Annotated in this window: 20 protein-coding genes and 1 CRISPR repeat array; of the genes, 8 read left to right on the top strand and 12 right to left on the bottom strand. The window is 51.2% G+C overall.

Annotated features, from left to right (window positions below; all coding sequences use genetic code 11):
- Window positions 1-235 precede the first annotated feature (235 nt).
- Window positions 236-3,298: a type I-F CRISPR-associated helicase Cas3f gene (cas3f, locus tag NX720_RS17605; protein WP_262596320.1), complete on the top strand. Its 3,063-nt coding sequence runs from the start codon at window positions 236-238 to the stop codon at window positions 3,296-3,298.
- Window positions 3,299-3,308: 10 nt separating this feature from the next.
- Here cas3f and NX720_RS17600 read toward each other — a convergent pair whose 3' ends face one another.
- The gene (locus NX720_RS17600; protein ID WP_262596318.1) at window positions 3,309-3,635 is read right to left on the bottom strand and encodes a type II toxin-antitoxin system HicB family antitoxin; all 327 of its coding nucleotides are present in this window, start codon (window positions 3,633-3,635) and stop codon (window positions 3,309-3,311) included.
- Window positions 3,636-4,023: 388 nt separating this feature from the next.
- On the opposite strand from NX720_RS17600, the gene NX720_RS17595 reads away from it, so the two are divergent.
- The 5 genes from NX720_RS17595 (at window position 4,024) to cas6f (ending at window position 8,389) form a co-directional block, all read left to right on the top strand.
- Window positions 4,024-4,221 carry a hypothetical protein gene (locus NX720_RS17595; RefSeq protein ID WP_262596316.1) on the top strand — a complete coding sequence of 66 codons (198 nt, stop codon included), beginning with the start codon at window positions 4,024-4,026 and terminating at the stop codon, window positions 4,219-4,221.
- Between the two features lie 295 nt (window positions 4,222-4,516).
- On the top strand, window positions 4,517-5,872 hold the full coding sequence (gene csy1 / locus NX720_RS17590) for a type I-F CRISPR-associated protein Csy1 (protein WP_262596314.1): 1,356 nt from the start codon (window positions 4,517-4,519) through the stop codon (window positions 5,870-5,872).
- A complete protein-coding gene (csy2, locus tag NX720_RS17585) occupies window positions 5,869-6,786 on the top strand; it encodes a type I-F CRISPR-associated protein Csy2 (RefSeq protein ID WP_262596312.1) in 918 nt (305 codons plus the stop codon). The genes csy1 and csy2 overlap by 4 nt, the downstream gene beginning before the upstream one ends.
- 17 nt (window positions 6,787-6,803) lie before the next feature.
- Window positions 6,804-7,820: a type I-F CRISPR-associated protein Csy3 gene (csy3, locus tag NX720_RS17580; RefSeq protein ID WP_262596310.1), complete on the top strand. Its 1,017-nt coding sequence runs from the start codon at window positions 6,804-6,806 to the stop codon at window positions 7,818-7,820.
- Complete coding sequence (cas6f, locus tag NX720_RS17575) at window positions 7,820-8,389, top strand: type I-F CRISPR-associated endoribonuclease Cas6/Csy4 (protein WP_262596309.1); 570 nt, start codon at window positions 7,820-7,822, stop codon at window positions 8,387-8,389. The genes csy3 and cas6f overlap by 1 nt, the downstream gene beginning before the upstream one ends.
- 175 nt (window positions 8,390-8,564) lie before the next feature.
- Window positions 8,565-8,832: a CRISPR direct-repeat array (repeat unit 28 nt; unit sequence GTTCACCGCCGTATAGGCGGCTTAGAAA).
- 62 nt (window positions 8,833-8,894) lie between these two features.
- On the opposite strand, the gene NX720_RS17570 is transcribed toward cas6f, so the two are convergent.
- On the bottom strand, window positions 8,895-10,301 hold the full coding sequence (locus tag NX720_RS17570; RefSeq protein ID WP_262596308.1) for a serpin family protein: 1,407 nt from the start codon (window positions 10,299-10,301) through the stop codon (window positions 8,895-8,897).
- A gap of 151 nt (window positions 10,302-10,452) precedes the next feature.
- Between NX720_RS17570 and NX720_RS17565 the strand changes: the two genes are divergently transcribed.
- Together NX720_RS17565 and NX720_RS17560 are read left to right on the top strand one after the other, a co-directional pair.
- On the top strand, window positions 10,453-10,653 hold the full coding sequence (locus NX720_RS17565) for a type I-F CRISPR-associated protein Csy3 (RefSeq protein WP_262596307.1): 201 nt from the start codon (window positions 10,453-10,455) through the stop codon (window positions 10,651-10,653).
- A 336-nt stretch (window positions 10,654-10,989) separates the two neighbouring features.
- Window positions 10,990-11,598 (top strand): hypothetical protein, encoded by a 609-nt coding sequence (locus NX720_RS17560; RefSeq protein WP_262596305.1) that lies wholly within the window; start codon window positions 10,990-10,992, stop codon window positions 11,596-11,598.
- A gap of 112 nt (window positions 11,599-11,710) precedes the next feature.
- Here the strand turns inward: NX720_RS17560 and hemE are convergent, their stop codons facing one another.
- The 10 genes from hemE to NX720_RS17510 form a co-directional block, all read right to left on the bottom strand.
- Window positions 11,711-12,772: a uroporphyrinogen decarboxylase gene (gene hemE, locus NX720_RS17555; RefSeq protein WP_262596304.1), complete on the bottom strand. Its 1,062-nt coding sequence runs from the start codon at window positions 12,770-12,772 to the stop codon at window positions 11,711-11,713.
- 131 nt (window positions 12,773-12,903) lie between these two features.
- Window positions 12,904-14,334 carry an FAD-dependent oxidoreductase gene (locus NX720_RS17550; RefSeq protein ID WP_262596303.1) on the bottom strand — a complete coding sequence of 477 codons (1,431 nt, stop codon included), beginning with the start codon at window positions 14,332-14,334 and terminating at the stop codon, window positions 12,904-12,906.
- A 59-nt stretch (window positions 14,335-14,393) separates the two neighbouring features.
- Window positions 14,394-18,851: a glutamate synthase large subunit gene (gene gltB / locus NX720_RS17545; protein ID WP_262596302.1), complete on the bottom strand. Its 4,458-nt coding sequence runs from the start codon at window positions 18,849-18,851 to the stop codon at window positions 14,394-14,396.
- A 446-nt stretch (window positions 18,852-19,297) separates the two neighbouring features.
- Entirely contained in the window at window positions 19,298-20,380 is a 1,083-nt protein-coding gene (gene aroB / locus NX720_RS17540) for a 3-dehydroquinate synthase (RefSeq protein WP_262601604.1), read from the bottom strand.
- An 8-nt stretch (window positions 20,381-20,388) separates the two neighbouring features.
- Window positions 20,389-20,904: a shikimate kinase AroK gene (aroK, locus tag NX720_RS17535; protein WP_262596300.1), complete on the bottom strand. Its 516-nt coding sequence runs from the start codon at window positions 20,902-20,904 to the stop codon at window positions 20,389-20,391.
- Between the two features lie 125 nt (window positions 20,905-21,029).
- Window positions 21,030-23,129 carry a type IV pilus secretin PilQ gene (locus NX720_RS17530; protein ID WP_262596297.1) on the bottom strand — a complete coding sequence of 700 codons (2,100 nt, stop codon included), beginning with the start codon at window positions 23,127-23,129 and terminating at the stop codon, window positions 21,030-21,032.
- Between the two features lie 123 nt (window positions 23,130-23,252).
- Entirely contained in the window at window positions 23,253-23,777 is a 525-nt protein-coding gene (locus NX720_RS17525) for a pilus assembly protein PilP (protein ID WP_262596295.1), read from the bottom strand.
- Window positions 23,774-24,388, bottom strand: coding sequence for a type IV pilus inner membrane component PilO (gene pilO / locus NX720_RS17520; protein WP_262596294.1), 615 nt, complete (start codon window positions 24,386-24,388; stop codon window positions 23,774-23,776). The genes NX720_RS17525 and pilO overlap by 4 nt, the downstream gene beginning before the upstream one ends.
- Window positions 24,385-24,951 (bottom strand): PilN domain-containing protein, encoded by a 567-nt coding sequence (locus NX720_RS17515; protein WP_262596292.1) that lies wholly within the window; start codon window positions 24,949-24,951, stop codon window positions 24,385-24,387. Before NX720_RS17515 ends, pilO begins: the two co-directional genes overlap by 4 nt.
- Window positions 24,951-26,015 carry a pilus assembly protein PilM gene (locus NX720_RS17510; RefSeq protein ID WP_262596290.1) on the bottom strand — a complete coding sequence of 355 codons (1,065 nt, stop codon included), beginning with the start codon at window positions 26,013-26,015 and terminating at the stop codon, window positions 24,951-24,953. The genes NX720_RS17515 and NX720_RS17510 overlap by 1 nt, the downstream gene beginning before the upstream one ends.
- Window positions 26,016-26,098: the final 83 nt, after the last annotated feature.

The following is a 26,098-nucleotide window of genomic DNA, read 5'->3' as shown; positions in this document are numbered from 1 at the left end:
AGCGCCGGTGTAAAAACCTTCTGGTAAAAATTGGCGGCTTTACAAAATCATCAGCCCATTGGTCAATAGCAGCACGACATTTTTGCCAATCCCCCATGCAGCCATTACCCTGACCTTTTTCGTTCTCCACAAAATACGGGAAAGCAATGGAAGCCCTGACCGACCTCAAAGCCATCCTCCACTCCAGGCGAGCCAACATTTACTACCTGCCTGCTATTGGGCACAGGAACCCTTCATGTTTGAACGGGTAAAAAACGAGGTGCCGGGCACCGAATGGGAAACAGGATGGACTCTGGCCACCTCCATCAAAATTCTGGCCACCCTTGCCGCTTTAATGCACGACCTCGGCAAGGCCAACGCCGGTTTTCAAAAAAAACTCCTGTCGTCGAGTAAAACCCAGCCCGACCCTTACCGCCATGAGTGGATTTCACTTCGACTGTTTGAGGCCATGATTGACGGGTGTACCAATGACCAGCAGTGGCTGGAACGCCTGGCTGATTTTTCTACCTTCGCCAGCCAAAATCCGAACTGGCCAGACAGACTCCATAACGACCATCAGCACAAATCCAAAGGGCTGGCTCATATGCCTCCATTGGCTCAGGTGGTGGCCTGGCTGATCGCCACTCACCATCGCCTGCCTTTTGATGGAAGTGATTTCACGAAAATGGATAAACTTCGGCAAAAGTCAAAATTTATTCGCCTTGACCTTAAGCGGTTTTATAAACGACTGTCGCCGACCAATGGCTGGGTCTATTCCGAAAAATCCCACAATGCTCGAACTGATACAGAAGACTTCTGGCGGTTCTCCGCCCAGGCTTCTGAAAGCAGGCTCTGGCAAAAAGCCGTAGCACGATGGGCAGAGAAAGCACTGAACCACCCACCCCTGATGCAACTGCCAGAAGAAAATAATCCGCTGCTGATGCATCTGTCCCGGCTCTGCCTGATGGTGGGGGATCACAATTATTCCAGCCTACAGGCAAACGATAAACGGCGAGTAACGTCTGACTTGAAACTAAAACAGACTCTGGTCGCCAACACCTGTCGGACAACCCATAAGCCCAAACAGGCACTGGACGAGCACCTGCTGGGTGTCGCACAGTTTACCGCAAGCTTCGCCCATCTGTTGCCTCGTTTTACCGATGAACTGCCCCGGCTCGAAGACCTGTCCACCTTTGCCAGACCCACCCCGATTGAGCGCTTCCAATGGCAGAACAAAGCATGGAATCTGGTGAAAAAGCACCGGAAGCCAGCACGCCAACAGGGCTTTTTCGGTGTAAATCTCGCCAGCACCGGGTGTGGGAAAACGCTGGGCAATGCCCGCATTATGGCGGCACTGGCCGACCCAGAGACCGGGCTACGTTTCACCTGCGCCCTGGGTCTGAGAGTGCTTACCCTGCAAACCGGTCAGGCGCTGCGGGACAAGCTGAACCTGGACGACACGGCACTGGCTATTCTGGTGGGCGGAGCCGCCAGTCGGACACTGTTTGAGATTCAACAGGAAGAGTCCAAAGCGGAAGAAAAACAACAGGAAACAAACGACTATGGCAGTGAATCAGAAGAAGAGCTGATCAGAGAACTGGTGGATTACGATCACTGCGCCCTGGATCAGGAAACCCTGGGCACCATTATCCACGACCCGAAAGCCCGGCAACTGCTTTACGCCCCCATTGTCTCCTGCACGGTGGATCATATCATCGGTGCCACAGAGACCCTTCGGGGAGGGCGACATATTATCCCCATGCTGCGCCTGCTGACCAGCGACCTGGTACTGGATGAGCCCGATGACTTTGACCAGAATGATCTCCCGGCCCTGAGCCGGTTGGTGTTTATGGCCGGCATGCTGGGCAGCAATGTCCTCCTGTCATCCGCTACCCTGACGCCAGACCTGATCATGGGTCTGTTCACCGCTTACCAGAGTGGCCGCACCCTCTGGCAGAAAAACCAGGGCGAAACCAACGACGGCATTTACTGTGCCTGGATTGATGAATTCCACCAGCACATGGAGGCCTGTGCCTCCAGGCAGGCGTTCGAAAAGCGACACCAGGCGTTCATTAAGAAACGAGTCAAGCAATTGCAGGCGCTGCCTCCGAGACGAATAGGGGATATATTACCCACCAGCCTGCCTAAAGCCCCTGAAGGCGAGAAGATAAACAACAGGGCGCTGGCGGATATCATCATTAATGCCAGCCAGTCACTGCACCGGCAATATCACGAGCCATGCCCCACTACGGGTAAAACCGCCAGTGTCGGGCTGGTTCGCCTCGCCAATATCAACCCCATGTTTGGCCTTGCGCAGGCGCTTTATGAAAGTACTCTGCCTGATCAGGTGCAGATTCACCTGTGCTGTTATCATGCCCGGCAACTGCTGATCCTTCGTAATACCCTGGAGCGAAAGCTGGATCGAATCCTGAACCGCAACGACCACCATTCGCTGTTTGACCACCGGGAAATACAGGAAGCGGTAGCCACCAGCCCAAAACAGCACCATCTCTTTATTGTGCTGGCGACGTCTGTTGCCGAGGTGGGGCGGGATCATGATTACGACTGGGCTATTGCAGAACCGTCGTCTATGCGTTCCATCATCCAGCTGGCAGGCAGAGTCTGGCGACACCGACCTGAACGAGTAGCGGAACACCCTAACATCCTGATACTGAACAACAACATCAAAGCGTTGCAGGCCAGCAATAACGGCGCTGCATTTTACAACCCCGGATTCGAAAGCGAGGCCCACCCACTGGAAAGCCACGCCTGTTCTGAGCTGATCCCAGAGGAACAACTGTCGTGCATTGACGCTATTCCCCGCATCGTCCGCCCCGAACCGCTGCAACCCACCCGACGACTGGCAGATCTGGAGCATCGGGTTATGGCGGATTTGCTGAACTCGCCAACACCCAATTATGTCAACGTCTACTGGCAGCCAGAGAGCGCCGCCCAGGCCAGCGTGCATATGCAGCGCATCAGCCCCTTCCGGTATTCAGCGACTCAGGAGACAGAGTATGTTGCCCAACCCGACGCTGATGACGACAGTGGGATTCGGTTCCGGTACCGTGAAAAAGCCTGGGAAGCACCCTATGGTGAGGAGAGCGTGAACAGCGACGTAACGCCCACTTCATTCACGCCATTACAGACCGCTATCCGCCCATGGCTGGTGACTGAATTGCCCGATGCACTGGCAGAGCTGGCGGAACAACTGGACGACGATAACCAAACCCTGCTGGCCATCCGCTTTGCGTTTGTCAGCCTGGAAAACCGCAAAAACTGGCGTTTCCACCCGTGGTTTGGTTTTTGGCCAGGGTAGGTGGGTTTAGTCAGTGCAATTTGCTGGCAATATACCGGTTTAAGCTTACGCCAGACTCTGCTGCCTGGATAACCAACATCCTATGGGTTTCTGGCGTGATTCTAACGGATAGCTTGCCACTGTAATGCCGGATAGAAAAAGGCTGCGGAACTTCTTCGCTAGCAGCCTGCATATCAACAACGCAGTCATTAACCAGTCGCTGTATACCTGACAGCGCCTTTTGTTGAGATTTATCCAGCCAGCTGAGACTGGGAAATTCAGCGCACAATCCGACGTATTCCTGATCTTCTTCAGACCAGGTGACACGGTATGTGTATCGGTCAATTAGCTTGCCCATTTTTAATAGTCTCCATACGATCAATCGCCATCAACGCTTGTCGCACTTGATAAGCTTTAGCCTTACCTTTGTCATTCTGAATATTCACTCTCGGGTCACCCTTCCAAGGCGTTTTATAAACCCTATGGCTGGAACCCAACTGCCGTGGTTCTCCAAAAAGTATGCATCACAAACCTTGCAAAAATCCCTGTAGCCCACACCTTTGGGGTTACTTTTCATCTGCTTGAGTATTTCAATGATACTGGCCATTAATCAATGATAGCAATAATGCTACCACTTTCAATTTATTGAGACCTACTATTCATCTGCGAAGCTTTCAGAATAAAACTTGAAGCCCTATGCTCAAAGGCCAACAGTATAATGCCGGAATAGAAAGAGGATAAAAGCCATGAAAAGCATTGCCGCCAGCATCATCAAAGGGCTTCAGGAGGCTGTCGATTACACAAACGGCAAAACCACTGGTGCGATTATTCACGGCGAGTGGCTGCAAAATTTCAAAAGCCTGCGATCTTCAGCAGACAGTTCTGACAAAAGCATTTTGCGGCACAGTGGGCAGGCCAACCCAAACCTGAATTCAGAAAATTAAAAAACAGCCACTTCAATTGAGGTGGCTCAGCTTGCATCCCCGCCCGCTTAAGCAAGGGTTTGCAGCGCTTTTGCTAACTGCCTGTTCGGCAGTGATCAGGCGTAATCAACTACACCTAGGGGATTATTTTCTAAGCTGCCTGTTCGGCAGTTGATCGATCTTATCATAATTCAATCAATACAGCCTTAATCGAAAAAGTTATTCCATAATACTCTATGTGTAAAAATTGACTTTTTATATATCCGTACACTACCCTGCTTTCACTTCGTGACCATGCGCCACCCAAGGAGTACTCATGGATGCAATAACCCATGATGACATATCAGATGCCATTGACGATTTTTTAAACAACCAACTGGAAGCCAAACTTGAACCTGAGCTGAAAAAGCTGAACAAGGCGGAGCCTGACAGTGACCAGGCTCTGAAAATAGAAGACAACGTTCAAAAACTGCGGGAGCGCTTTTCCAGACCCGTCTGGCTAGGGCAGGCAGCCACAAAAATGGCCAACCAGTTGAAATTTGGAACACATATCGCCAAGGGCGTTCACCCTGACTCCAAAGGCGACAATGTCAATTTCCGTTCCGACGAGGCTCTGCCCGAAGGACTGGTGGGCACCCAGTTATTAACAACACCGGAACTGGATGCCAATGGCAATGCCGCCGCCCTGCCTCTGGCCACCTTTTTTAATCAGGACGTCAAAGGCATCAAGCTCCGCGACCTGATCCTGTCCGATCACCCTGCCCTGAGCCATGCGTTCAACAACAACGACACCAGTTCAGACTATGCCCAAAAGGCATTTAAAGCCGCCCTGGCAGGAGAGGTTGCCACCCCCACCAGTTTTGAGCGCAATAAACAGCTGCTCTGGCCACTGGACGATGCCATTACCGAAGACCGCTACCAGTGCCTGATCCCTCTGCACCCCTCGTCACTCACCCACCATGTTCAACAAACGATAAACGAACGCCGGTTTAGCGAAGCCAATAAAGAGGCACGTAAGAATCGCAGCAAAAAAACCGCTGAACAGACACCCTATGTTTCCATCGTTAACCTGGCCAACACCCAGCTGGGCGGCACCAAGCCTCAGAATGTCAGCCTTCTGACCAGTAAGCAGGGTGGCCGTAACTACTTGCTGGAATCTTTGCCGCCCTGCTACCAGCCCCAGTATGAATTCAGCATCAGTAAACGTCAGCGTACGTTTTTTGACAGACAACTGGCTTACCATTGCTATCAGGGGCTGGAAGACCTCTATGCCGTGATCGAGGCCCCGAAAAGCGTAATGCCCGTGCGTGAACAGCGCAAACAGGCATTATCCACCATTATCGGTCAGATCATGCAGCTGGCAGCCTACGTGCAGCAACACTACCCCGCAGGCTGGAGTGAAACCAGCGCCCTGAGAATGCACGAACGATACTGGCTTGACCCTCACCGGGCTGAGCTGGATGAACAGGACAGTTTTAAAGAAGAACGGGAAAAATACGAATGGGTACGCCCTGTTATGGAAGACTTTTCCCGGTGGCTGAATGACCAACTGAGAAAACGCTTCGAACAGCAGGCCGAGGACTTTAACGATGCAGGATACGCCGCATGGCTGCGGGAGATCGAAGCCATGGTCAAAGCCAGCCAGCGGGCGCAACAGGGAGCCTTTGCATGAACGATATTGATTTTTACCTGCTGCTGGATCGCATCGACATCCATAACGCCAATGCTGTTTCCAGCCCACTCACTTACGGTTTTCCCGCTGTCAGCGGATTTCTTGGCGCTATTCACGCCCTGGAAAGGAAGCTGCCCTTTGAAGCCAGACTGTCGTTTGGGGGCGCACTGATTACCAGCCACCAGTGCCGGGTAAAACGTTACCGGTCAGCCCCTTACAGCGATTACACCCTGAACCAGAGCCGGAATCCCATCAGGAAAACCGGCCAGACCGCCTCGATTATTGAGGAAGGCAAGACCGACCTGTGCGTCAGCCTGGCGGTTCCGATTACCTGTGACGATTACGACGATGAAGAATGGCTGGATGAGCACAAAGCCCTCTTTATTCAATGGGTCAAAGAAACGGTTAGCTGTCAGCGAATGGCGGGCGGCAGCGTGACCGCCATCGAGGCCGTAGAGTTAATCCCATCGGAGAGCATCGACAATCTTAAACCCAGGCTGGCACCCGGTTTTATTCTAATGGACGCCCGTCAGGAGCTGGCGGCCATCACTCAGGAATTACAAAAGCAGCAACCGGACGCCACAACCCTGGATGCACTGCTGGAAGTAGCCACCCTGCACCATCAACCGGAAAAAGACCAAGAAGGCGAAACCCAATGGCGCACCACCAGCGTCCGCCGGGGCCGGGGATGGCTGGTGCCCATGCCGGTGGGCTATCAGGCCATTTCACCCAGGTTTGAGCCCGGCGTGATGGCCAACTGCCGGACAGACCAATACCCCACACAGTTTGTGGAAGCCCTGTATAGCCTGGGCAAATGGGTCTTCCCTTACAGCCTGAGCAGTCTGGAACCCTGCTTCTGGCAATGGGGGCAAGAAGATAACGGCCTGTATCTCATTGAGCAAAACACTAACTAATCGTAAGGAGTCACACCATGAGCAAACTGAAAACCGCCAGCGTCCTGGCCTTTGAGCGCAAGCTGGATATTTCTGACGCAGCCTTCAGCCAGAGTGACAGCGCCAGCAGCCAGGCAGCGGAAATCGTAAAAGTACGCACCAAATCCGTTCGGGGCACCATTTCCAACCGCCTGAAAAACACTGTCGCCAACGACCCCGCCAAACTGGACGCTGAAATCCAGAAGCCCAACCTGCAAACCGTCGACGTGGCCATGCTGGACGGCAGCTGCGACTTGCTGAAGGTCAACTTCACCTGCAAAGTCATCCCTTTTGACGGCACGCCCAGCATCTGTAACAACGCCGATTACCAGGCTCAGCTTAAAGCGACAGTTACCGAATACCTCGATGAGCATGGCGTGGACGAACTGGCCCGTCGTTACGCCGCCAATATCATTAATGCCCGCTGGCTGTGGCGCAACCGCCTCGGAAGCCAGTCGGTCAAGGTGACGGTTTCCTGTGAGCTGGATGGTGAACAACAATCCGTCACTATTAACGACGCCCGTAGTCTGTCATTGCAACACTTCGAGCAGAATTCCCATGAGCTGAACACCGTGGCCAGCTGGATTACCAAAGGCCTGCGGGGTGAGTGTTTTATAATGATGGCGGTAGAAGCCGTCGCCCACGTTGGGTACGGACAGGAAGTCTATCCCTCCCAGGAGCTGGTGCTGGATACGGGTAAAACAAAAAGCAAAGTACTCTACCAGATCAACGAAGAGACCGGACAGGCCGGTATGCACTCCCAGAAAATAGCCAACGCCATTCGCACCATTGACACCTGGTACACGGACGACACCCAAATGCCCATTGCCGTAGAACCTTATGGCGCGGTCACCACCCTGGGTGCCGCCTTCCGCCAGCCCACTCAAAAAATCGACTTTTATAACCTGTTTGACCGCTGGGTACTGAACGATAAAAAGCCAGAACCAGAGCAGCAGCATTATGTGATGGGAGTGCTGATCCGTGGTGGTGTATTCGGCGCTTCTGGCAAGGAGTGATGATGGACAGCTATTGCGAACTGAAAGCCCTGCCCAACCCTGAGATTATTCAGGCGGCGGTGGTGGCTGAACTGATGCAGGTACTGCACCAAGGCCTGCTGTCTTTCGACGGGCGAATAGGACTGGATTTTCCAGCCTACAGGCAACAGGGAACACTGGGCGGAATCATTCGTGTTCTGGGTGGGCGTCAGGACATTAAAGCCCTGCAAAGCCAACTGGCAAACCATCCGGTGGTTCAGGACTATGGGTTGCTGTCAGAACGAATGGAAATACCTTCCGGGGTGACTGATTATGCCTGCTACCAGCGCCGCCACGCCCGGGGCAACAGCCGGTTTACCCGGTTGAAAAAGCGCCATTTAGAAAGAGGCACCTGGACAGAAGAACTGGAACAGGCCGTTACCGCCAAATTGCAAGCACCACTGGATTTGCCCTATGTGGCTCTGAAAAGTGCCAGCACTGCCCAAAAGTTCCTGCTGTTTATTCAGCAAAAAAGACAAAAGGAACACCAGCCCGGCACTTTTAACGGCTATGGGTTAAGCCTCGATGGTGCTAACGTACCTCGTTTTTAACCCTGAGGGATGTGAACGACATTGGACGTTCACATCCCAAAATAACCAATATTTTTATCGATCTTTAAAAATGCAGTCATTTCAACAGGTTACGAAACCCTGAAAATTCATTGGGTAAAATGGGTTTTTCTGGGTAAACGCCTGTTGTGCTTTATTTTTTTGTGGTTTATCTTCAGTTCACCGCCGTATAGGCGGCTTAGAAAACATCCTCGTCGATGATTTGCTCATCTACATTGTTCACCGCCGTATAGGCGGCTTAGAAATGCATGCCGGTAAACAGGCTCGGTATATTCGAGTTCACCGCCGTATAGGCGGCTTAGAAATCCAACAGCCCCGCTTTGGTAAGGGCGTCATTGTTCACCGCCGTATAGGCGGCTTAGAAATACAGCATGGAAGTCATCGCCCGGGCGGAAAAGTTCACCGCCGTATAGGCGGCTTAGAAACATTAGGAATAAGCCACTTCTAACTATACCGAAGTTCACCGCCATACAGGCAGCCCGGAAACTCATAAGCCAGTATCCGGCCTGTAAACATCAGCGAAAATATGAACCACATCCTGCGAGTCAACAACCAATGTCGTGTATGGACGGTTAATTCTTACTGATATTCTGTCTGGGCAATAAATGCAACACTCCAGAATTTCACCACTTGTCACTGCCGCAGCCTGGGAGCCCTCTATATCTGTCAGGAATGAAATGCTCTGCCAGGCATCAACACCATCTACAGAAACCCTGGGGATAACAGCGTCCGGGTTAAAATTCTGAGCCCGGAACAATGCCGTTAGAATACCAGCTTGGCGGGGGGCGGACAAATGATTACGGTTGGTCATATTAAACGTTGGCATGTTCAGCTGAACCGAGCGCTCCGCCAGATTTTGGGTCAGCTGCCTGACTATGTTTGCCGTGAGCTGTCCCGGATCAGTGCGTACGGGAGGTAAAACCACCCGCATTCTGAATCTTTGGTGATCTTCACTAAGCCGATAAGGCAGCTCAACCATTTGCCAGAATGAATCGCTACTGAAATTACTGGCATCACTGTATAACGATTCATTATCTGACCAGCGACTGTAGCGAATCAAGGTATCTTCATACCCTATTGAAGAAATCAAGTATGTACTTCCATCCTGCTGCCTGAAAAAGACCCCATCCCGTCGCTCCATGGGTATCTGCCATTGCCCATCAAACGTTATAACGTCAAATACCCCAAAAACCGCATTCGCGTTAAAGGTTGGTTCTGGAATACTCAGTCGGGACGGTTGGGAAAAGCCATCCTGAATAAAATTCCGAATGGCTTCACGAATCGCCTGATTTTGATCTTCCGGAGTGTAATTTAACGGAACCCCTCCCCGGGATAAAACAGCGGGGGAAAACTGCCGACCTTCGGTGGTGGCGAATATCTGCCTGGCTCTCAGCCCTCTGCCACCGGGCTGCTCCCCTTGAACTATTTCTGTTTGAGGGGGAGCAGACAATCGCTGGCGATGTTGCTCTGCATAGGCTTCGATCTCAGGAGGAAGACCGGCAGGCCTTAATATGGGTGTAACCGAGTTCATCACTCCCGTTGGTGAGAAAACCATGTTGTTGCCACTCTCTGATAAACCGCCTCTGATCTCGAAAGTGAGGTTCAGATTATCCGAATGCTGACTACCCTCCTCCCTGGCTGAAGCAGAGGAATGGCCGGGAGGCGCAGTGTCCGGCGGAGAAACATCCCGACCACAAGAAATACAAGCAACTTTTACCTTGGGGTTCTCAAAAATATCCTTATCCACTGGAAGCACTTCGCCACACCATGGGCAAAAAAGAGGCCAGTCATCTCCGGCATGGGCTTGTAATGAAACCAAAAAAAACAGTAGAACAAAGCCTGTTTTTAAGGGTAGAGATGATAAGCAGCGAACCAGGCCATTTGGGCAGAACATAATGGGCATTACCTGTTTATTCTAATGAACCAACAATGATGCTCAACCGGCAAAATCGCACATCAAGCGTATTAAACCGGTTGCAAAACCAGCTGTAAAATATAGCCGGATATTTCACAAACCACTTGCTGATTCATGCAAAAAACAATTAATGGTAATTCCTTTTGACGGCACGCCCAGCGTCTGTAACAACGCCCATTACCAGGCTCAGCTTAAAACGGCAGTTGCCGAATACCTCGATGAGCATGGCATGGACGAACTGGCACGTCGTTACGACGCCAATATCATTAATGCCCGCTGGCTGTGGCGCAACTGCCTCGGAAGCCATTCGGTCAAGGTGACGGTTTCCTGAGTGCTTTATGATGATGGCGGTAGAAGCCGAAGCCCACGTTGGGTACGGACAGGAAGTCTGATATGGCAATGAGTGTAAGGTTCTGATTCATACCGTCTCGTCTCGCAACTCCATTGCAAAAGCTGTTTGTTATTACGATCCTTGCCTGTTTTCAGATCAGGCTTAAGATTCAGTCTGCTTCAAGACCTCCCTTACTCGCAACCTGTTTGAAACATGACCGTACAGGCAACTTAGAAAATCACCATACGATAAGTGTTACGTATAACCACTTAAAATCAATATAATGCAAGAACTGACTGCAGATCTCGCAGCTCTCTCTACAGAACAGAACTTGTCATGCATTACAAATTGGTTTTCGATACTCGCCCCATGACTGATCATTCAACTTTCTCTCGCTGGAAAATAAATACAACAGGAGAAAGTAGTACTATAGAAGCTTCTTACTCCAGAAAAGGTTTTTGTATGGGAATAACATTGATCTGGATAAAAAAGAGTGTCTTTTCAAGCAGGCTACTCACTTCTTCTTCCGACCTGGGCTCAGTGCATTTAATAGGCATAAGGTCCTCGCAGTTTAACTCCTATGCCATGCAAGAAATGAACTACTGGGAAAGGTGGAGATACACTTTTTCGATCTATGGACTATCAATAGGCGAAACAAGGGTTACTTTCTTCCGCTCCAATAATGTCAATCTCAAAATGGAGGTACAGAGAATGCTTAAAAAGAAGGGATGTTTTTTACTCATATTGAGCAAAGACGGAATAGATGACCATCATTGTTTCGGGTTGCGGGCTGACGATCATGCGTTTGAATTTCTTGATGCTAACTATGGTTTATTTCGTTTCCGAAATGGGCTTGAGTTATTGAGTTTCTTTCTTGTTTATATGAAAAACTACGATAAATATATACCCGGATCCATTAGAATCATCGAGACAATCAAAGAATAGAAATAGGTAGCAGTGAAAGAAAAAATGAGGTCAGGTATTGTATCTTGCATTCAATATTCGCCGCCGTACAGGCGGCTTATAAAAAACGATGAAAACCACAAATGACAATCAATCAATGGTATTCCTGAGACAATTCATGCACCGCCTCAACAAACACCGCTGCCTTTTCCGGCTCGACAAACTGATGAATACCATGCCCAAGATTAAAGACATGCCCGGAGCCTGAACCAAAACGTTGCAGAATATTACCCACCTCCTGTCGTATGCGCGAAGCAGAAGCGTACAACACGGAAGGATCCATATTACCCTGTAAGGCTACCTTGTCACCCACCCGGTTTCGGGCGTCATCAATCGTGGTGGTCCAGTCCAGTCCAAGGGCATCCGTTCCGGTTTCTGCCATCCATTCCAGCCACTGCCCGCCATTTTTGGTGAACAGAATGACCGGCACCCTGCGACCTTCGTGCTCTCGGATCAGTCCGGAAACAATCTTCTGCATGTAGTTCAGGGAAAACTCCCGATAACAGTCCGGAGACAAAGCACCACCCCAGGTATCAAAAATCTGAACCGCCTGAGCTCCGGCTTTTATCTGGGCATTGAGATAAGTCGTGACGGAATCAGCCAGCACGCTTAACAACTGGTGCAATGCCTGAGGCTGGTCGTACATCATGGCTTTTATGCGACGGAAGTCTTTGCTGCTGCCACCCTCGACCATATAGGTGGCCAATGTCCACGGGCTGCCGGAAAAACCGATGAGAGGGACTCGTCCGCTCAGCTCCCGACGAATCACCCGAACTGCATCCATCACATAGCCAAGGTCTTTTTCCGGATCAGGGACGTTTAACTGGTCAATATCGGCTGATGTTCTTACCGGCTTTTTAAACTTTGGCCCTTCACCGGTTTCAAAATACAACCCAAGCCCCATAGCGTCTGGAATCGTCAGAATATCAGAGAACAGAATCGCCGCATCCAGAGGAAATCGTTCCAGCGGCTGCAACGTGACTTCACAGGCAAACTGCGGATTCTGGCAAAGCGACATAAAATCACCCGCCTCTTTCCTCAAAGTCCGGTATTCAGGCAGGTAACGCCCGGCCTGTCGCATCATCCACACCGGCGTAACATCCACCGGCTCCCGCAGTAGAGCTTTTAAGAGACGATCATTTTTTAATTTTGTCATTTTTACTCCTTAGCTTCGGGCTTCGGGCTATTGGCTTCTGGCTGTTGGCTGTTGGCTATTAGCTATTAGCTGCTCATACAACCAACGGCTAACAGCTAATAGCCAGCAGCGGACAGCGGCCTGCTTATTATTCAAACATCCAGAAAATCCAGAATGCCTTCTGCCGCCTGCCGCCCTTCCCAGATGGCGGTGACAACCAGATCAGAACCGCGAACCATATCGCCCCCGGCAAAGACTTTCGGGTTGGAGGTCTGGAAGCTGAACTGTGCCTGTTCCGGCGCTACTACACGACCACCTTCGTCCAGCTGAATATCATGGTCGTCAAACCATGGTGCCGGGCTTGGACGGAAGCCAAAGGCAACCAGTACGGCATCCGCTGCCAGAATTTCCTCACTGCCGGGAATCACCTGCGGACGACGACGGCCATTTTCATCCGGCTCCCCCAGTTCAGTAGACACCAGCTTAATGCCTTCTACCTTGCCATTACCGACAATTTCAACAGGCTGACGATTGAACAGGAACCGGACGCCTTCCTGTTTTGCATTGGCTACTTCACGACGGGAGCCGGGCATATTCTCTTCATCACGGCGATAGGCACAGGTGACACTGGCTGCGCCCTGGCGAATGGAGGTCCGGTTACAGTCCATCGCCGTATCACCACCACCAAGCACCACCACCCTTTTATCTTTCAGGTCGATAAAGTCTGCTTCGTCCTGCTCATAACCAAGGTTACGGTTTACATTGGAAACCAGGAACGGCAGGGCTTCATAAACCCCCGGCAGGCTCTCGCCCGGAAAGCCGCCTTTCATATAGGTATAGGTTCCCATACCCATAAATACAGCGTCGTATTCCTTCAGCAACTCAGCCATCTGCACATCTTTGCCGACTTCCGTATTCAGCTGGAACTCAACCCCCATCTCGGTAAAGATTTCACGACGACGGCTCATGACATGCTTTTCCAGCTTGAATTCAGGAATGCCAAAGGTCAGAAGCCCGCCAATCTCCGGGTATTTATCAAACACCACGGGCTTGACGCCATTGCGTGCCAGAATATCAGCACAGCCCAGGCCAGCAGGGCCAGCGCCAATAATGGCTACCTTTTTATCTGTCCACTCAACCTTTGACATATCCGGACGCCAGCCCAGTGCCAGCGCCGTATCCGTAATGTATTTCTCGGTAGCGCCAATGGTAACGGCACCAAATCCGTCATTCAGGGTACAGGCACCTTCACACAGACGATCCTGTGGGCAGACCCGACCACAGACTTCCGGCAGGCTGTTAGTCTGGTGCGACAACTCTGCCGCTTCAAACAGATTGCCTTCGGACACCAGCTTCAGCCAGTCCGGGATATAGTTGTGTACCGGGCATTTCCATTCACAGTAAGGGTTACCGCAGGAAAGGCAGCGATGCGCCTGTCGCTTCACCTCTGTTTCACTGAAGGGCTTGTAAATTTCTACAAAGTCCCGTTTGCGGGCTCTGAGCGCTTTTTTCTCAGGGTCTTTGCGGTTCACTTCCACAAACTGGAAGTGATTGTTTAATCGGTTGCTACTGTAATGTGACATTCTTTCTGACCTCATTCGCTGTAATCGTTAACATTCATTGCAACTCCCTGCACAGCGACCTATTCAGGACGCCCGCGGGTAGTTGCCAGCAATGAGTCCAAATCCGCAGCCTTGGGCTTCACCAGCCAGAAGCGGCCACGATAATCATAGAACTCTTCATACAGCTCACGCCCCCACGCACTGCCGGTTTTATTGGCGTAATCTTCCAGCAGCCCCTGCAGGTGCGACTGGTACATTTCCATGCTTTCGGTATCAATACGGTGGATGTCCACCAGCTCATGGTTGTAACGATCGACAAAGTAACGGTGCAGATCGAGCACATAGGCAAAACCACCGGTCATGCCTGCGCCAAAGTTGTGCCCCGTCTCTCCCAGAACCGCTACCAGGCCGCCCGTCATATACTCACAACAGTGGTCGCCAGCCCCTTCGACGACAGCGGTAGCACCGGAGTTACGCACAGCCAGTCGTTCACCTGCACGACCAGCGGCGTACAATTTTCCGCCGGTTGCCCCGTATAAACAGGTGTTACCGATAATAGAGGTTTCATTGGATTTGAAGTGGCTGCCCTGTGGTGGACGAATCACCAGCTCACCACCGGTCATGCCCTTACCCACGTAGTCATTGGCATCCCCTTCCAGATGCATGTTCAGACCGCCCGCATTCCACACACCAAAGCTTTGTCCGGCCGAGCCAGTGAGATTCAGCCGGATCGGATTATCGTCCATACCGTGATTGCCATAACGCCTGGCAATTTCTCCGGACAAACGAGCCCCGATAGAGCGGTCACAGTTGCCAACGGTATAAGTGAACTCACCACCCCGACTACTTTCAATGGCTGCCAGACAGTCTTTCACCATCAGCTCTGCCAGCTCACCTTTATCGAACGCGGGGTTACGCTCGACCTGACAGGTGTGCGGCTTATCTTCCGGAATCAGGTCACTGCCAAGAATGGCGCTTAAATCCAGACGCTGCTGTTTGTCACTGATACCCGGCAACTGTTCCAGCAGGTCAGTGCGGCCAATAACCTCCTGCAAACTGCTGATACCCAGCTTTGCCAGAATCTCACGAACTTCAGTTGCCACGAACGTGAAGAAGTTCATGATCATTTCCACCGTGCCATTGAAATGGTTGTCGCGCAGGTTCTTATCCTGAGTCGCCACACCGGTCGCACAGTTATTGAGATGACAGATTCGTAAGTACTTACAACCCATGGCAATCATCGGGGTCGTACCAAAGCCATAACTTTCAGCGCCGAGGATGGCGGCCTTCACCACATCCAGACCGGTTTTCAGACCACCATCGGTTTGCAGACGAACCTTACCCCGCATGTCGTTGCCACGCAGAGTCTGGTGCGCTTCACTCAGGCCCAGCTCCCAGGGAGAACCGGCGTAACGAATAGACGTCAATGGACTAGCCGCTGTACCACCGTCATAACCGGAAATGGTAATCAGGTCTGCATACGCCTTGGCAACACCGGCAGCGATGGTACCGACGCCCGGCTCAGACACCAGCTTCACCGAAATCAATGCGTCCGGATTCACCTGCTTGAGGTCAAAGATCAGCTGCGCCAGGTCTTCAATAGAATAAATATCGTGATGGGGCGGCGGGGAAATCAGGGTGACACCCGGCACTGAATGACGCAGACGGGCAATCAGGCGATTTACCTTGCCACCCGGTAACTGACCGCCTTCACCCGGCTTGGCACCCTGCGCCACCTTGATCTGCAATACTTCTGCGTTGACAAGATAGTGAGGTGTCACCCCGAAACGCCCCGAGGCAATCTGTTTGATTTTGGAAACACGGTTGGTGCCAAAACGGTTTGGGTCTTCACCACCCTCCCCGGAGTTTGAGCGGCCTCCCAGGGTGTTCATGGCCTGCGCCAGCGCTTCATGAGCTTCCGGAGACAGTGCGCCCAGACTCATTGCCGCCGAGTCAAACCGTTTAACGATGCCCCCCACAGGCTCAACCCTGGCAAGGTCAATGGACTGCCCTGTCTCTTTCAGGACAAACAGGTCACGCAGGGTCGCTGCCGGACGTTCATTCACCAGCCTGGAGTAGCGGCGGTATTCTTCGTAATCCCCTGTCTTAACGGCTTTCTGTGCCTGTTGCACCACGTCCGGATTAAAAGCGTGGTATTCACTGTCGTGTACATATTTAAGCAGCCCACCCTGCTGGATAGGCTTGCGTTTTTTCCATGCGTCATTTGCCAACAGCAACTGTTCATGCTGGAACTCAGCAAACCCAGCGCCTTCAATACGACTCTGGACGTCTTTAAAGCACAGATCAACGACTTCAGTCGCCAGACCTATCGCTTCAAAAAGCTGCGCCGCACGATAAGAGGCGACGGTGGAGATTCCCATCTTGGACAGGATTTTCATCAAGCCTTTGTCAATGCCTTTACGGTACGACTTATAGGCATCCAGGGGGTCAGCCAGCACTTCGCCAGAGCGAATCTGGTCGTTGACGATTTCATAGGCAAGGTAGGGATAGATAGCGGTAGCACCAAAGCCCAGCAACACGGCAAAGTGGTGAGAGTCACGAGCCGTGGCAGTTTCTACCAGCAGGTTAGCGTCAGAACGCAGCCCTTTGTCAATCAGCCGGTGATGAACGGCACCCGTCGCCATTGCCGCATGAACAGGCAGTCTATTTTCCACAATATCACGGTCGGTCAGGTGAATAACCACCTTGCCGTTATTAACCGCTGCTTCAGCCTGGTCGCAGATGAATTCAATAGCGGCTTTCAGACCCACCGCCGGATCGTAATTCAAATCAATACGCTCCACCTCCAGATCGTCCATCTGATGGCGGGCGTTGATCAGGTTCAGGAATTTAGTAGTGGACAGAACCGGAGATTTCAGGACAACCCGGTTAGCCAGCTCAGGTGATTCCTGAAACAGGTTTTTCTCACGCCCCAGACAGGTCTCCAGGGACATAACGATCGCTTCCCGCAGCGGGTCGATTGGCGGGTTGGTCACCTGGGCAAACTGTTGACGAAAATAGTCGTAGACTGAACGAGCCCGGCCAGACAGTACCGCCATGGGCGTATCGTCACCCATGGAACCGACGGCTTCCTGACCGTTTTCGACCAGCGGACGAATCACCTGATCCCGCTCTTCAAAGCTGACACCAAAAAGCTTCTGATGAACGTTCAGGGCTTGTGTATCCAGATGTTCGATCCGGTGGGCGTCTTCACGGAAATCCGAGCGGATACGGTAAGAGTATTTCTTCAGCCACTGTTTGTAAGGCTGACGGTCTTTAAGCTGTTCATCAATGTCGTGCGCCTGCAGCAGTTCCCCGGTCTGGGTGTCAATCGCCAGCACCTCGCCCGGCCCCACACGACCTTTGGCCACCACATCTTCCGGTTGGTAATCGTAAACGCCAATTTCAGACGCCACGGTCAAATAGCCGTTACGGGTAATCACCCAGCGGGAGGGACGCAGTCCATTACGGTCCAGGGCGCATACGGCTTTTCGGCCATCAGACAGCACCAGACCAGCCGGGCCGTCCCAGGGTTCCATGTGCATGGAGTTGTATTCATAGAAAGCCCGTAGTCCCGGTGCCATGGTATCGACATTCTGCCAGGCAGGTGGAATCAACATGCGGATCGCCCGGTACAGGTCCACGCCTCCTGTCACCAGCAGCTCCAGCATATTATCCAGAGTCGAAGAGTCCGACCCGGTGCGGTTAACCAGTGGGCTGATCTGATCCAGCCCCGGCAACAGTTCAGACTGGAATTTTTTACGGCGTGCCTGAGCCCAGTTGCGGTTCCCCATAATCGTGTTGATCTCACCATTGTGGGCCAGCAGGCGGAAAGGCTGAGCCAGCTTCCAGCGCGGCATGGTATTGGTAGAAAAACGCTGATGGAACACACAGATGGCGGTTTCAAAACGTGGGTCGCCCAGATCTTCATAGAAGTTGGCAAGATCCACCGGCATCATCAAACCTTTGTAGGTGATTACGCGGGTAGAGAGAGAACAGATATAAAAGTCATCGTCGTTTTCCAGCGCCATATTGGTAAACCGACGCGCCATATACAGCCTGGCTGAGAAAGCCACGTCATCCAGATCGGCATCACCGGTAATAAACACCTGCTCAATAACAGGCAGCTGTTCCAGCGCAATAGGACCCAGGCATTGATTGTTGACCGGCACTGTCCGCCAGCCTGCAACCGACAGCCCCTGATCAGCCAGGTCATGTTCAATCCGACGACGAGCCGTTTGTGCTTTGTCTTTATCCTGGCTCAGGAAAATCATGCCAACGGCATACAATTCTGGCAGAGGTTTGCCAAACTGTTCTTTGGCAACGGTACGGAAAAAGGAGTCCGGGGTTTGCAGCAAAAGACCACAGCCGTCGCCAGTCTTACCATCGGCTGCAATTCCCCCCCGGTGCGTCATGCAGGTGAGCGCTTCAATTGCAGTATTCAGGAGGTCATGACTTTTGTTCCCCTCCATGTGGGCAATAAGGCCAAAACCGCAGTTATCCCGAAACTCCTCAGGGTTATACAGACCTGATTTCATAGGCAATTTTCATCCAGTCAGTCGTCAGTCGTTTGTTATAGGGTTCGAGTGCTGTCTTCCTGACAATGATGACTGCTGATTGAGAAACACTTCCGCTTTTGACGAAAACCACTCTTGACCCGGCGTCGCTTAATGAAACCGACACCTTACAGCAGAGGCTGGTAACAACCTTTCCTGGTAGCAGACGATGATGAGTTATTATGATTAAGAAGCTGTCTGCTGAAGCAGCAGCCATCAGTTCGAACCAGCTATTTGTTTGCTATCCCTCTCTTTGACCTGTAAAAATGCCCCTTACAATCATTATTAAATGGCATTTTACAGACAAAGGGTCGTCCATTTTACACGGACAGCCCTTTGACCACAAATATCGAAAAATAACAACAAGTATTAACTTTTAATTTTTTAACCTTTAGCCTTTCAACCTTCAACTCACCGACCCCTGACCACTAGCAGACACACATCTCAGCCAGCACTTCATCCAACTTACTTCGGTCAAACTCACTGGTCACCACTGCTTTGCCCACCTGTTCCAGCAACACCAATCTCAGGCGACTGTCCAGAACCTTTTTATCCACTGCCATAATGCTGAGAAAGTCATCAGGCGTCATACCTTCCGGAGGAAGTACCGGCAGGTTCGCTTGTCGCAGCAGCGCTTTGATCTGTTCAACCTGCTCCCGGGAAATATCACCCAGACGACAGGAGAGTCTGGCAGCCATCACCATACCGGCAGACACCGCTTCACCATGTAACCATTCGCCATAGCCAAGATGCGTTTCAATGGCATGACCAAAAGTATGACCAAGGTTCAGAATGGCACGAATGCCCGACTCTTTTTCATCTTCTGCCACAACCTTTGCCTTGTCGGCACAGGAGCGATGAATGGCGTAAACCAGTGCGTCCGTATCCCGAGCCATCAGTTTTGCGATATTCGCCTGTAGCCAGGTGAAAAACTCCGGATCACAGATCAACCCATATTTGATAATTTCCGCGATTCCGGCAGACAACTCCCTATCAGGCAGGGTAGCCAGCAGGTCAGTATCAATAATGACAGCGTTCGGCTGATGAAAAGCTCCGATCATATTCTTCCCAAGGGAATGGTTAACGCCGGTTTTACCGCCCACCGATGAGTCCACCTGCGACAGCACAGTGGTTGGAATCTGGATAAACTCAACGCCACGCTGGTAACAGGCCGCGGCAAAGCCAGCCATATCGCCAACAACCCCTCCGCCCAGGGCAATCAATGTCGTGGTGCGGTTGTGGCGCGCCTGCAACAAACCGTCAAAAACAGTTTCCAGAGTTTGCAGGTTTTTGAAGGCTTCGCCATCTGGTAACACAACGTCTATAACATCAAAGTCATTCAGCAGTGCTTTCAGTTTGTCCAGATACAGGGGTGCAACCGTTTCATTGGTCACTATGGCTACCTGCTTTGCCCTGACATAGGGCGTCAGCTTTGCAGCATCAGACAGCGTTCCGGAACCAATAAATATTGGATAACTGCGATCGCCAAGATCAACCGTCAATTCAAGCATCATAATCCTCAATTTTGCTCCAGAAGCCTGATGATTTCATTTATCAGAGATTTTGGAGAATACCGTTCAGTATCCAGGGTCAGATCCGCCAAACCCGCATACAGCGGTTCACGCTCTTCCAGCAAATTTTCCAGAACCTCCCGGCGATCAGGCCTTTGCAGCAGTGGACGCTGTTTGTCCTTCATCGTGCGCTCCAGCTGTGCGTCTACTGACGCTTTCAGGTAAACAACCAGTCCATTGGTCCCCAGGTGTCGACGATTCTCTTTCTGAGTGACTACACCTCCGCCGGTCGCAAGAACAATTCCACGCTCTTCACACAATTCTCGAATCACCTGACGCTCTCGCTGACGGAAGCCTTTCTCTCCTTCAACGTCAAATATCCAGGGTATATTTGCCCCGGTACGCGCTTCAACCTCATGATCCGAATCATAAAATGGCAGTCCCAGCTCTTTTGCCAGCATCCTGCCAAGAGTACTTTTTCCAGCCCCCATGGGCCCAACAAGATAAATATTTGTTAACGGCATCTCTTGTCGCCCGACCTCCTGCCTATGTGTAGGCGAGACTAGCGCATAGTACGAGTGCCTGACAAATAAAAAACGGGAGCACTGTTCGTAAACAGTGCTCCCGCTCAGAAAATGTTCGCCCGATATCAGCGCAGAGCGACATTCTCGTTAATAATACGGGGAGTAATAAAGATCATCAGCTCTGCCTTGGTATCTTTGTTAGTCTTTTTTCTGAACAAAGCCCCAACATAAGGAATATCACCCAGCAATGGCACTTTTGCAGTAGTGTTGTTTTTACTTTGGGTGAACACTCCACCCAAAACAACGGTGGCGCCATCTTTCACCAGCACCTGGGTATTGACCTCATTTTTATTAATGGTTGGCACACCATTAGGAGCAGGGTCGCCTTCGGAGTCGTTGGTCACTTTTACGTCCATAATAATACTGCCTTCAGGCGTAATCTGGGGTGTTACCTCCAGTGACAAAACGGCATCTTTAAAAGCAACAGAAGTGGCGCCACTTGAGGTCTTTTCTTCATAAGGTATCTCTTTACCTGCCTTGATAACGGCCATGGTTTTATCAGCAGTAATAACCTTGGGCTGGGACACGGCCTCACCACCACCGTCAGAAAGAATCGCTGACAGTTCCAGATTGAGTATGGTGCTGTTGGTAGCAAAGCCAATGGCCAGGCTGGCGGCATTGGTGCCCGTCACCCCAAAATCAACAAACGGTTTATCACCTACACCACTTGACGGATCACTATCACCACTTCCCAAACCTGCATTAGTTCCATTACCACCAATACCTATTGCCCGGTTTGACTGTCCTGGCGTCAATTTTTTACCACCACTCCACTTCACCCCAAGCTCACGGGAGTAATTGGAGTTTATATTGACAATACGCGCTTCAATCATCACCTGTTGAACCGGAATGTCCAGTCGGGTAATCAGCGCCCGTATCTCATCCAGTTTTTCCTGGGTGTCCTTCACCAGCAGGCTGTTGGTTCTGGCTACCACCTGAACCGAACCCCGGTCAGTCAACAAGCCTGAATCGTCACCGCCTCCAGACAGTACGTCAGAAATTTCGCTCGCATCCGCGTAGTTAATCTGAATCAGATCGGTATAGACAGGTGCCAGCTCACGAATCTGCTTGTCGTTCTCCAGCTGCTGACGCTCTCTGGCGGCAATCTCTTCTGCCGGAGCCACCGTCAGCACATTACCCTCCTGACGCTTATCCAGCCCTTTGGCCTTGAGCACAATATCCAGGGCCTGGTCCCATGGAACATTCTGCAACCTCAGGGTCACATTGCCGGTGACGGTATCCGAAGCCACAAGGTTCAGGTCAGTGAAATCTGCAATCAGCTGCAATACTTCACGCACCTTGATGTCCTGAAAGTTCAGGGAAAGCTTGTCACCTTTATAAGAAAGGCCACGACGGCCACGGTTATAATTCTGGAAGCTAGCAGGCTTAACACTGACCGTCACAACATTATCTGCCTGATAGGCGAGATAATCGAACTCGCCCTTTGGCTCAATAATAACAACCGCATTGCCGTCTTCGGTTTTGGCGTCGATATATTTCACCGGCGTAGCAAAATCCATAACATCCAGACGGTTTCTTAAGCGCCCGGGCAATACATTGCCCTGAAACTCCAGACGAATGCGCCCGGCCATTTCATTCATGTCCATAGGGATATCAGCATTGGCGAGGGTAATCACCACATTACCCTCGCCTTCTTCACCACGCTGAAAGTCAATATGGGTAATTCCTCTGCCACCGGGTTCTGCCATCGGCGCACCCGATTCTGCCACCATAGGGGATAACCCCGGATCGTCGGAATAAGCCCTCTGCTGGCTGTCCGCCCCGAGATAAACGTAAAGGGTACTGCCATCTTTTTTGGTGGAAAAACTGGTAGGACTACGCAGGTTCACAACCAGGCGGGTACGGTCGCCCGCTTCCAGAACCGTGACACTATGGGCGTTATCAAAACCGATTTCATTGTATTTGGCTAGTGTGCTGCGGGTATAAGGCAAATCGATGGATATTCTTGGCGGTTGGTCAACGCTATAGCCTTTGGCCTGAGGTGCAGGCCCGTCGAACGTCAGCTTCAGCTCAACCATACCACCCGGCAGGGAGCCTGCATCCATTTTTTTAAGGGTAACGGCCCAGACCGAAGTTGGCATCCATGCCAGCAAAACAAACAGCAGTATGGCTGCCGAAGTCTGCACAACGGGCTTTGTATTCATCGAAATGCCCCATCCCTGAATTCACTGTTATTGTTCTATTCGGCACTATCCGGGAAAAATCCAGCTTCCCTGTGGACCTGACCCTCTTTGTGACCTTTGGCGAGGCAAATTCAAACTGACAGGTTACTGGCCACCAAGAATCAGTGACCGTGGTCGCTCAATCCAGAGGTCATTACCAGCTGGAATAATCTCTATAACCCGAAGCTCCTGTTCATCAATGTAATCAATGCGTCCGTGGTTGCGGCCCAGGTAGTCGCCTTCCTTAACACGATGAACACCTTCACTGCTGCGGACCAGCCCCCATAATCCATCTTCATTACTGATCGAGCCCACCAGTGAAATGGATTCAATGTCAAACTGTTCCAGAAAACCTTTCTCCCGGGCCCGGTCCGGTTTTACGTTACTGTTAATCTGTTGATTGCCGGACTTAAGAATGACCGGTGGCTCAAAGGGGCTTCGCATTCCAGCCGCTCGATAAGCAAACGCCTCATAAGGCTTGAATTCAGGCAAAGACTCAATTTTTCCGGTAGGCTTCGCACGCACCTCCCCCATGTACCGATCGAGATCGACCTTGCCCGATTGCCCGCCACACCCCAGGACAGACAACATCATCCCTGCCAGAAAACTCCTTTGCCACCACCTCATCATTCTGTCTCCTTATCGTTGTAGCGATAAGTTCTGGCCAGAATATCCATTTTCAACTTATTGCTATCAGGCAACGGGTCGATGGAAAAATCGTGCAGAGTGACAATTCTTGGCAGACTGGCGACCCCGCTGACAAAACTGCCCAGATCGTGGTAATTCCCTTTCACTGTAATGCTGATGGGCAGTTCAATATAAAACTCAGACGTTTTTTCTGGCTGCAACTTGATGGCTTCAAACTGCAATCCCGCTCCCCGACCTGTGAAGGTAATGTCTTCTAATAATCCCGGCACTTCTGTATCACTTGGTAACTGCCTGACCAGCGCACCAAAAGAGTCCTCTATCTGTCGCATCTGCTCCCGATAAGCTCCCAGGTTTGCTGATTGAAACGCTTTGGTCCGAAATTGCTCTTTAAGTTTTTTCTCTTTAGCGACTTCCCGATCAAGCTGGGTTTGCAGCCCGCTCAAATGAAACTGATACCCAAGAAGAACAACCAACAGCAGAACCAGAAGGCAGGCAATGATTCGAACCGGCAGGGGCCAGGCACCCAGATTTTCAAAATCCAGATCCGACAGATTCAAATCATTCAGCTTTTTCATGGATTCAGCAATATTCATGATCTGTCACCCTCATCAGAGTCCGGAGTCGTTTGCTGAATGGTCAGATCAAACTCATTCTGTCGTTCACCGTTAGCTTTGACTTTTCTGACAGCCGTCAGGTTAGGATCGGTAAACCAGTCAGAGCTGTTAAAATTACGCATCAGGGCAGAGATTTGGTTATTAGACTCGGCAATCCCGACCAGTTTCAACGTACTGCCTTCCAAAGAAACTTTTTTGAAATAAACCCCCTTAGGCACCACTCTGACCAGCTGATCAAAAACCCGAACACTAACAGGCCGGTTACCCTGCAGGCCCTGAATAACTTTCATACGTTCCAGCAATTGTCCACGTTTTTTTCGAAGGTCTTTGAGTTCGGCAATGCCCTTGTCGAGCTTCGTTATATGACTGTTCAGATACTGGTTGCGACTGGTCTGGGCATCGACAGAGCCTCTGATCATCAGGTCGCCAGTAAAAATGACAGCGCCGCCAATCATGGCGCTTATAGCCATTGCAGTGAGAAACCGCTTCTTCCGTTCTTCCCTGAGCTGTTCCCGCCAGGGCAGCAGGTTGATTCTGGCCATCAGTCAAAGCTCCTCATGGCTAACCCGCAGGCAATAGCAAGCGCCGGAGCGTTAGAAGCCAGTCGGCTGGCATCCACTTTTCCGGCTACTGACATTTTTGCGAATGGGTTGGCAACAATGGTTTGCGTACCCAGCTTGTCCTGCATCAAAGCCGCAAGACCGTTCAGGGAAGAGGAGCCGCCTGCAAGAATGATGGCGTCAACATCATTAAACCGGGTGGCAGAGTAAAAGAACTGAAGGGAGCGGGAAACCTGCTGGATAACGGCTTCCTTAAAAGGTTCCAGCACTTCAGATTCATAATCTCCGGGCAATCCGCCCTTACATTTGGCCTGTTCCGCTTCCTCAGGCTCCAGCCCATACCTTCTCTGAATCTCATCCGTCAGTTGACGGCCACCAAACAACTGTTCACGGGTGTAAATATTCTGACCTTTACTGAGGACATTAAGGGAAGTGTTGCTGGCACCAATATCGATAATGGCCACTACCGGATCATCTTCCGGCAACTCCAGTACATCTTCCAGCAATTCAAAAATACGCTCCATGGCAAACGCTTCAACATCCACCACCTTTGCTTTCAAACCAGCCGCTTCCAGCGCTGTCTCGCGCAGCTCAACATTATCCCGGCGGCAGGCTGCCAGCAGCACTTCAGCACGCTCCGGATTTTTTTCTTTAAGGCCCAGCACTTCAAAATCAATAGCCACTTCGTCCAGTGCGTAGGGAATGTACTGGTCTGCCTCTACCGCAATCTGGGATTCCATCTCGTCATCACTGAGAGAAGCGTCCATTTCAATGGTTTTTGTGATCACTGCTGAACCGGATACCGCAATAGCCGCGTTTTTAACACCAGAACGGGAATGGGCAACGGCTTTGGCAATGGCTTCACCCACCGCTTCTGTTTCCTGAATATTATTTTCGACGACAGCACCCGGTGCCAGAGGTTGCTCACCAAAGGCTTCAACACGGTACTTATCACCACTGCGGCTGAGTTCAAGAACTTTAACAGACGTCGAACTGATATCGATGCCCAGGACAGAGCTGGATTTATTTTTGAACAGTCCTAACACGGATCTGATCCCTGTTCATTTGTTATAAGGGGTATAGTTTCAATTAAATATCAGTATTTGCTTTTCCGCAATTTCCGAAAGAT

Origin of the sequence: Endozoicomonas euniceicola, from assembly GCF_025562755.1 — a bacterium.
GTDB classification, from domain to species: Bacteria; Pseudomonadota; Gammaproteobacteria; order Pseudomonadales; family Endozoicomonadaceae; genus Endozoicomonas_A; species Endozoicomonas_A euniceicola.
The sequence above is the reverse complement of the archived record's forward strand: the minus strand, read 5'-3'. Positions and strand labels throughout refer to the sequence as shown.

What these genes read in the sequence shown, in the direction of transcription:
- cas3f (WP_262596320.1), top strand. Translation starts at nt 236, where the DNA reads ATGTTTGAACGGGTAAAAAACGAGGTGCCGGGCACCGAATGGGAAACA.
- NX720_RS17600 (WP_262596318.1), bottom strand. Translation starts at nt 3,635, where the DNA reads ATGGGCAAGCTAATTGACCGATACACATACCGTGTCACCTGGTCTGAA.
- NX720_RS17595 (WP_262596316.1), top strand. Translation starts at nt 4,024, where the DNA reads ATGAAAAGCATTGCCGCCAGCATCATCAAAGGGCTTCAGGAGGCTGTC.
- csy1 (WP_262596314.1), top strand. Translation starts at nt 4,517, where the DNA reads ATGGATGCAATAACCCATGATGACATATCAGATGCCATTGACGATTTT.
- csy2 (WP_262596312.1), top strand. Translation starts at nt 5,869, where the DNA reads ATGAACGATATTGATTTTTACCTGCTGCTGGATCGCATCGACATCCAT.
- csy3 (WP_262596310.1), top strand. Translation starts at nt 6,804, where the DNA reads ATGAGCAAACTGAAAACCGCCAGCGTCCTGGCCTTTGAGCGCAAGCTG.
- cas6f (WP_262596309.1), top strand. Translation starts at nt 7,820, where the DNA reads ATGATGGACAGCTATTGCGAACTGAAAGCCCTGCCCAACCCTGAGATT.
- NX720_RS17570 (WP_262596308.1), bottom strand. Translation starts at nt 10,301, where the DNA reads ATGTTCTGCCCAAATGGCCTGGTTCGCTGCTTATCATCTCTACCCTTA.
- NX720_RS17565 (WP_262596307.1), top strand. Translation starts at nt 10,453, where the DNA reads ATGGTAATTCCTTTTGACGGCACGCCCAGCGTCTGTAACAACGCCCAT.
- NX720_RS17560 (WP_262596305.1), top strand. Translation starts at nt 10,990, where the DNA reads ATGCATTACAAATTGGTTTTCGATACTCGCCCCATGACTGATCATTCA.
- hemE (WP_262596304.1), bottom strand. Translation starts at nt 12,772, where the DNA reads ATGACAAAATTAAAAAATGATCGTCTCTTAAAAGCTCTACTGCGGGAG.
- NX720_RS17550 (WP_262596303.1), bottom strand. Translation starts at nt 14,334, where the DNA reads ATGTCACATTACAGTAGCAACCGATTAAACAATCACTTCCAGTTTGTG.
- gltB (WP_262596302.1), bottom strand. Translation starts at nt 18,851, where the DNA reads ATGAAATCAGGTCTGTATAACCCTGAGGAGTTTCGGGATAACTGCGGT.
- aroB (WP_262601604.1), bottom strand. Translation starts at nt 20,380, where the DNA reads ATGCTTGAATTGACGGTTGATCTTGGCGATCGCAGTTATCCAATATTT.
- aroK (WP_262596300.1), bottom strand. Translation starts at nt 20,904, where the DNA reads ATGCCGTTAACAAATATTTATCTTGTTGGGCCCATGGGGGCTGGAAAA.
- NX720_RS17530 (WP_262596297.1), bottom strand. Translation starts at nt 23,129, where the DNA reads ATGAATACAAAGCCCGTTGTGCAGACTTCGGCAGCCATACTGCTGTTT.
- NX720_RS17525 (WP_262596295.1), bottom strand. Translation starts at nt 23,777, where the DNA reads ATGATGAGGTGGTGGCAAAGGAGTTTTCTGGCAGGGATGATGTTGTCT.
- pilO (WP_262596294.1), bottom strand. Translation starts at nt 24,388, where the DNA reads ATGAATATTGCTGAATCCATGAAAAAGCTGAATGATTTGAATCTGTCG.
- NX720_RS17515 (WP_262596292.1), bottom strand. Translation starts at nt 24,951, where the DNA reads ATGGCCAGAATCAACCTGCTGCCCTGGCGGGAACAGCTCAGGGAAGAA.